This window comes from Vibrio sp. S234-5 (assembly GCF_000960595.1).
Taxonomy (GTDB): Bacteria; Pseudomonadota; Gammaproteobacteria; order Enterobacterales; family Vibrionaceae; genus Vibrio.
Map to the genome: position 1 here is coordinate 1 of NZ_JZAM01000433.1, position 389 is coordinate 389.

1 pseudogene is annotated in these 389 nt (G+C 56.8%); it reads left to right on the forward strand.

Going from position 1 to position 389, the window contains the following annotated elements:
* Positions 1–310: pseudogene (locus UF06_RS27040) on the forward strand (chromosome partitioning protein ParA); the annotation flags it as partial.
* Positions 311–389: the final 79 nt, after the last annotated feature.

Here is a 389-nt window from a genome sequence, read left to right on the forward strand (position 1 = left end):
CGATCTCAATTTTCGCGACCACAGCGCCGAGCTTTTGGGCTTGCCACTGGGGCCAGTCAAAGAGGCCGTGGCGCACCTAAACCAGAGCCAGCGCTACATTGAGCAGCGCTTTAGCGCTGACGAGGTGATTTTTGCGCCGCTTAATACCCGTCTGAGCAACATCATGATCAAGAAGAAAGATTGGCGCGGACGCGCTTGCGCGCTGGATGTACGCCAGCTCGAACGGCCAGACTACCGCACGCCGATTGGCGAAATGAGCTATGAAACCACCGCCGAGAGTGGGACCAAGTATCCGAGTCTTGGTGACTAATTGAAGGACTGCGTTTGATAACGAACCCTAGCGCACTTGCCTAAAACGGTCGTGCCGCTGAGCGATGTGGTCCGTCGGG